Source organism: Streptomyces sp. NPDC051677, from assembly GCF_044453465.1.
Lineage (GTDB): Bacteria > Actinomycetota > Actinomycetes > Streptomycetales > Streptomycetaceae > Streptomyces.
Genome location: NZ_JBITCT010000057.1, coordinates 21,400 through 27,399, shown reverse-complemented (window position 1 = coordinate 27,399; position 6,000 = coordinate 21,400). Strand labels below are relative to the sequence as shown.

The 6,000-nt window shown below is 68.4% G+C and carries 4 protein-coding genes and 1 pseudogene; 3 read left to right on the top strand and 2 right to left on the bottom strand.

The genetic code is table 11. The features are described 5' to 3' along the window. Positions 1–123 precede the first annotated feature (123 nt). Positions 124–1,254, top strand: a complete 1,131-nt coding sequence (locus tag ACIBAF_RS41695) for a DUF4037 domain-containing protein (protein WP_399470699.1) — start codon at positions 124–126, stop codon at positions 1,252–1,254. A gap of 4 nt (positions 1,255–1,258) precedes the next feature. Here the strand turns inward: ACIBAF_RS41695 and ACIBAF_RS41690 are convergent, their stop codons facing one another. Further along, on the bottom strand, positions 1,259–1,606 hold the full coding sequence (locus ACIBAF_RS41690; protein WP_399470759.1) for an ATP-binding protein: 348 nt from the start codon (positions 1,604–1,606) through the stop codon (positions 1,259–1,261). 327 nt (positions 1,607–1,933) lie between these two features. Here ACIBAF_RS41690 and ACIBAF_RS41685 point away from each other — a divergent pair, with 327 nt between their 5' ends. Both ACIBAF_RS41685 and ACIBAF_RS41680 read left to right on the top strand, forming a co-directional pair. Then, positions 1,934–2,785 carry a helix-turn-helix domain-containing protein gene (locus ACIBAF_RS41685; protein WP_399470697.1) on the top strand — a complete coding sequence of 284 codons (852 nt, stop codon included), beginning with the start codon at positions 1,934–1,936 and terminating at the stop codon, positions 2,783–2,785. Between the two features lie 11 nt (positions 2,786–2,796). Continuing rightward, positions 2,797–2,952 (top strand): annotated as a pseudogene (locus ACIBAF_RS41680) (DUF397 domain-containing protein); the annotation flags it as partial. Between the two features lie 23 nt (positions 2,953–2,975). On the opposite strand, the gene ACIBAF_RS41675 reads toward ACIBAF_RS41680, so the two are convergent. Next, entirely contained in the window at positions 2,976–4,181 is a 1,206-nt protein-coding gene (locus tag ACIBAF_RS41675; protein ID WP_399470695.1) for a hypothetical protein, read from the bottom strand. Between the last annotated feature and the right edge of the window lie 1,819 nt (positions 4,182–6,000).

The window sequence follows — 6,000 nt, the reverse complement described above, 5'->3', positions numbered from 1 at the left end:
GGTCCGGGGCGGTCCGGGGCGGTCCGGGGCGGTCCGAGGCGGGCCGGCCCTGCGGGACGGCGCCTCGGGGTTCGGGCGCATATCCGGTGGACCGGCGTCGAAACGGTCCAGCACTGTTGCCCGATGACGATCTCCGGCGCCCGGTTCCTCCCCGGCATCGAACTGTCCAGGATCCTGTACGTGGAGGCGGTGGAGCCCATCCTCAGGGAGGCCTTCCCGGGCCTGCGGCACGCGGCGGCCCGGGTCGGCAGCGGCTCCGAGGTCCTCGGCTTCGACACACCGCGGTCGGCGGATCACGAGTGGGGTCCACGGCTCGACCTCTTCCTGACCTCCGCGGACCACGCCCGGCACGCCGAGAGCATCCGCCGCGCCCTGGCCGAGCGGCTGCCGAAGCAGGTCCGGGGCTGGCCCACGCACTTCCAGGAGAGCGACGATCCGACGGACCCGGTGGGTCGCATGCGGTTGACCGACGGCCCGGTCAACCACCGGGTGAGCGTGCACGACACCGACGAGTGGCGGGCCGGACAACTGGGGCGGCTGGGCCTGGGCATCCTGGTGACCCTGGGCACGGCTGACGCGGAACCGAGCGTGCGTGACTGGCTGTCGGCGCCGCAGCAGCGGCTCGCCGAGGCCACCGGCGGCGACGTGTTCCATGACGACCTCGGCGCCCTCACCGCCCTCCGGCGCAGGCTTGCGTGGTATCCGGAGCAGGTGTGGCGGTATCTGCTGGCCTGCCAGTGGCAACGGATCGCGCACGAGGAGGCGTTCGTGGGCCGGTGCGCGGAAGTCGGTGACGAGCTCGGCTCAGCCGTCGTCGCCGCCCGCCTGGTACGCGACCTGATGCGCCTGTGCCTGCTGCTGGAACGTACCTACGCCCCTTACAGCAAGTGGCTCGGCAGCGCGTTCAGCCGGCTGCCGGTGGCCGAGTCCCTCGCCCCGGCGCTACGCGGTGCGCTGGCCGCGACCGACCACCCGACCCGGGAGGCGCATCTGTGCGACGCCTACGAGACCGTCGCGGCGCTGCACAACGCATCCGGCCTCACGCCACCGCTCGACCCGAACCGCAGGCCCTACCACTCACGCCCGTTCCTGGTCCTGCGCGCCGACCGCTTCGCCCGGGAACTGGCCCGGACGATCACGCATCCGGACCTCCGGTCACTGCCACTGGTGGGAAGCGTGGACCAGTGGTCGGACAACACCGAGCTGCTGAACCAGCCCGGCGCCGTTCGGGCGACGACACTCGCTGTCGGCTGAACCATCACAGTCCGACCTCGAACCACAACAGCTTCCCGGCCCCGCGCCCGAGCGGCCAGCCGCCCCACCAGTCCGCGTACTCCTGCACGAGGTACAGCCCACGCCCGCTCTCGCCGTCGACCGAGGCAGGCGGGAGACGATCCCCGGAAGGCTTGGCGAACGGCGCGGGGATGTACGGGTGACTGTCCCAGACGCCGACCCTGAGCCGCCCGTCGCCGAGGGCGGTGAGCCGGAGCGAGCCGGGGCCGTCGGTGTGCAGGTAGACGTTGGCAACCATCTCGGACGTCAACAACTCGACGACGTCGAGCACTTCACCCATGCCATGTCCGGCGAGAGCCGCCCTTACGGTCATACGTGCGACACGTGCGGCTCTGGGGTCATGCGGCAGACGGAGGGCGTACACCCAGGTGTCGGGCGAGGCTACGGTGACCATGAGGACCTCCGGGAGGAAGAGGAGGGGGCACGGGAAGGGAACTTGGACGACTCGCTCACGACCGCGCCCGGCGGTGGCATTGCCTGGTCGGTGCACTTCCGGCTTATGGGTGCGGGGTGTTGAGCGGCTCGCGTTGTACAACGTAGCGTCACATTGGAAGGTCTTCTATTGGATCCGCGAAGATCTACCAATCATCACCCGTGTAGGTGATGCTGAAGGCCACGCCGAAGAGAGAAGCGAACCGCCATGCCACCCGCCCCCACCGTGACCCTGCGCCAGCAGCGCCTCGGAGCCGAGCTGCGCAAGCTCCGTGAACGTGCAGGTCTCACCTCGACCGCGGCTGCCGCACTCCTCGGAGGGCCGCAGGCCCGGATCAGCAACATCGAGGCGGGGCGGTACGCCGTGAGCGCCGAGCGCGTCCGTACGCTCGCGCGCAACTACAGCTGCGCCGACGAGGCCCACGTCGATGCCCTGGCCTCGATGACGGGCGGCCGCAAGCGGGGCTGGTGGGAGGAGTATCGGGACAACCTCCCGTCCGGTCTGCTAGACCTCGCGGAACTGGAGTACCACGCCACGGCGTTGCGAGTGTCAGTGACGGTCCACATGCCGGGACTCCTGCAGACGTCCGAACACGCCCGCGCCGCGATGCGCGAGGCGGTTCCACCCCTGCGCCCCTACGAGATCGAGCACCGCGTCTCGTACCGGGTGAAGCGTCAGGCCGTACTGTTCGAGGGCACCCCGACCCCCTACGCGGCCGTCGTTCACGAGGCAGCCCTGCGCATGGGCTTCGGCGGCCCGGACATCGCCCGCGGCCAACTCAAGCACCTCCTGGAGATGAGTGAGCAGTCCACGATCACGGTCTTGGTGATCCCTTTCGGTCAGACCGGCTTCCCTGCCTCAGGCCAACCCATCACCGTCGCCAACGGACCCGCGCCCCAGCTCGACACCGTGGTGCTGGACACCGATCACGGCTGCGAGTTCCTCGACGCGGAAGCCCAGTTGGACCGCTATCGCTCCGTGCTGGACCGCATGGAATCCCGCGCACTGTCTGAAGCGAAGTCCCGAGACCTCATCCACCGCATCTCCCACGACCTCTGAGGAGCCCCGCCATGCCCGACCTCACCTGGCAGAAGTCCACCTACAGCGCCGAGGCCGCCAACTGCGTCAACGTGGCCGCCGGCCTCACGGACACCATCCACCTCCGCGAAAGCGACGAGCCGGGAGTCGTCCTCACGACGACCCCGGCTCGCTTGCGGGCACTGATACACGGCCTGAAGGCGATGGAAGGTCAGGTACGGGAGACCACGCCGCAGCCTTCGTCGCGGTTCTCGTCGAGGTCCTTGCTGCGGTCGTACGGGTCCGTCGTCGGCCCGGTCGGAGGCGCGCCCGTGGGGTCGGCCGATGTCCCGGCCGTGGAGAAGCTGGGATGCAGAAAGCCGTCGTAGACGTCGCAGGCGGAGTTGCCGATGTCCCGGTCGAACTTCCTGACGGCGATCTTGCCCGGGGTGACCGCGTACTTGGCAGGATCGGAGAGCTCGAGGTCGAGTACGCGGCGCACGATGGTGCGGGAGACCTCGGTCGGGACGTCCTTGTCGACACGCACCAGCGGGTAGACGAAGGTGTAGTCGGCGTGCACGACGACGGAGGCCTGCTCACCGGCCTTGAACGTCATCCGCCCCCGCGTCTTGACCACACTGCCCGCCAGCCGCAGTTCCTTGGGGTTGAAGCGGCTGAACATTCCCAGCGGGTCGTGTTCCTTGTCCGGCTTGCTCAGCCCGGTGTTCAGCTTGTCGAGCAGTTCCTTCTGCCGTGGTTCGATCACCGAGAGCGCGGCCGTGGGACGTTCGCCGCGCAGGGTGGCCGGGTCGAGGTTGGAGTCGATCAGCAGCTTCCTGGTCTGCTGCAGCGCCTGCTCCACCTGGGCCTTGGACAGCGATCCGATGGGGGTCGCCTTCGGCAGGACGATGCCGGCGGCACCGTCGGCCCACTGCAGTGCAGGGGAGCCCGCGAACGGCCGGTCCAGCGTGGGGGTTTGGGGATCCACCGCCTCGGGCGCCCTGGTCGGCGCCGCGGTCTCCGCCGGCAGCGGTGACGCGGACGCCCCAGCCTCCGACTCCCCGCTGCCGAAAGGATCACCGGGCAACAGCGACGGCTTCATCGCCACGACGGCCACGGCGATCACGACGGGCACCCCGATAATCGCCCACAGTCGCCGCTTCCGAGCGGCTCTCCCCTGTATCTCCTGCGGGGACGGACCCGCACGCCAGCTCTCGGGCAGCTCGCCGCGCGCCTCCCGCTGCCGCAGCCGCTCCGTGACCATACGGGCCCGGGCGGACGGCTCTTTCGGCGCGGACGCTATCTCCCGTTCGCTGTCCTGGAGGAACTTCGCCCACTCCTCATCGGATATGGAGCTGCTGCCGGGCCGGGGAGAAGCCCCATCCCCGTCCCCCTCTTCCGAACCGGATCTGTGCTCTTCGGACGGTCTGTCGGCCACGCGCCGTCGGCCTCTCTGTGAGTCGGTTACCGGGCGTCACAGCCTATGTCAGCCCTGCCCAGGCATGACGAGGACTTTGCCTCAGCCGTACGGCCCGCCCGACTCACCCCTGGCCGGCCCCCGAGCCGGGCACCGTCGCGACCGGATCGCCAGGCTGCCACTCCGCCGAACTCCACTCCGGCGTGGGAGCCGGACGAGGCGGCGCGGGTGGAGGATTCGAGCCACGGTTGGGATTCTGCGGAACAGAACCTGACCCGTTCCCCCCACTCGACCCGCGACCAGTCGTACCCGAACCGCTCGACTTGCCAGAACCACCGCCGCCCACCTGCGCCGACGATCCCTTCGTCGCCCGCGGAGTCGAGGTCTTCGAGGGTGAGGGCGTCGGCGATGCGGTCGCCGAGCGACTCGGAGCAGGGCTCGGTGAAGCAGACCCGCTCGACGAACTCGCCGACGCGGATGCAGAGCCCGCGGGCGAATGCTCCCCCGCCGCCGGCTCGTCGGCACCGGCACCCCCGGCGGCCGAACATCCCACCACACACAGACCAGCCAGGGTCACGGCAGCCCGCACCACCGCCGACCGAAGAAGGCGGCGGCCTCTCTGCATCTGGGTTCTCTCTTCACTCACTTGCTTCATTCCACTCATTCGTTGCTCTGGCTTGTTATCTGGATCATCTCGGCTGCCGGCACTCAACGCTCTCCAGATCCGGCGCGGTTTCCGATCTGCCCCGGACCGGAGGCGCACGGGCCGGAGTGGCCGTAGCTCAACACAACCGTCTGAGGCGTCGCCGATTCCTTGGGCAAGGACCGGGGAAGTGATCTCGATCCTGCTGGCCTCACATACTCAACGCGGCCGTGCCGCCCCCGCTCAGTGGTGTGTCGTGCAGTCCGGCTTCCGCGTGCGCCGCCAGAAGGGCCGGCCGCATGGCTGCATCCCGCGCTCGCCCACACCACAACCCCCAGCACGAAAGACGCGCTGTCGGCGACGGGGAAAATCAGCCGCCGCCGACACGCGCCTTTGCTCCGTCACACGCCCTCAACCGGCGGCAGGGGGGCCTCGGACCAAAAAACGTATAACGCCGAGCCGACATTCGTCGAAGTCAACTCACAGAACGGGCGGAGAAACTCAGCTCACCGTTCTTATGAACAGCCAACCCTTCGTCTCTTCATGGCCACATCCCCAGTGGACAGCGGTCGGAGTCGGGAACCCGACGCCACCCAGCACAACGCGTCCCCACCACGCCACCGTCTCCGCTGACGGGGATCGAGCGCACCATCTCCCGCCTGTCGGGCTGGCCCGCAGGCTTCGCTCCGGGGCTCATACCCCCCTGTCCGGGCCGTACCACGTAGCGGAGGGTTCCGACGCAGTCATCGGCAATCCCTCGAAGACGACGGGTCCAGGGTAGAAAACATCGCTACCTGGGCCAAACATGGATTCGCCAGAAAGGTAACGGTAGAGCCATTCAGAAAAGGACATCCGATACTCATAGAAGTCCTGTTCGTCTCCGTTGCAGGCCAGAAAACGCCAATCTCCGGAAGCGGCATCCGCAACCCCAAAAAGATATTCTCCACGGTCGGTCGAGACAAGGGGAACCAGGCCTTCAGGTCCGCCGAAAAGCGGGCCGCGGGGAAAGCCAGGGCACTTCGCATCTGTCAGGTCACTACTAGAGAAAGCGGTGACCCTCCGCTCCATCCATTGCCCGAGGTTCCACCGTTCCGTGGAGGGATGATGCAGAGAGAGATGCCCATTCACCTGCACGGGTGCATACCGGGCAACAATCCTCTTGTAGTCGTCAGGTAGGGACACGCCCAGCCCACGCTC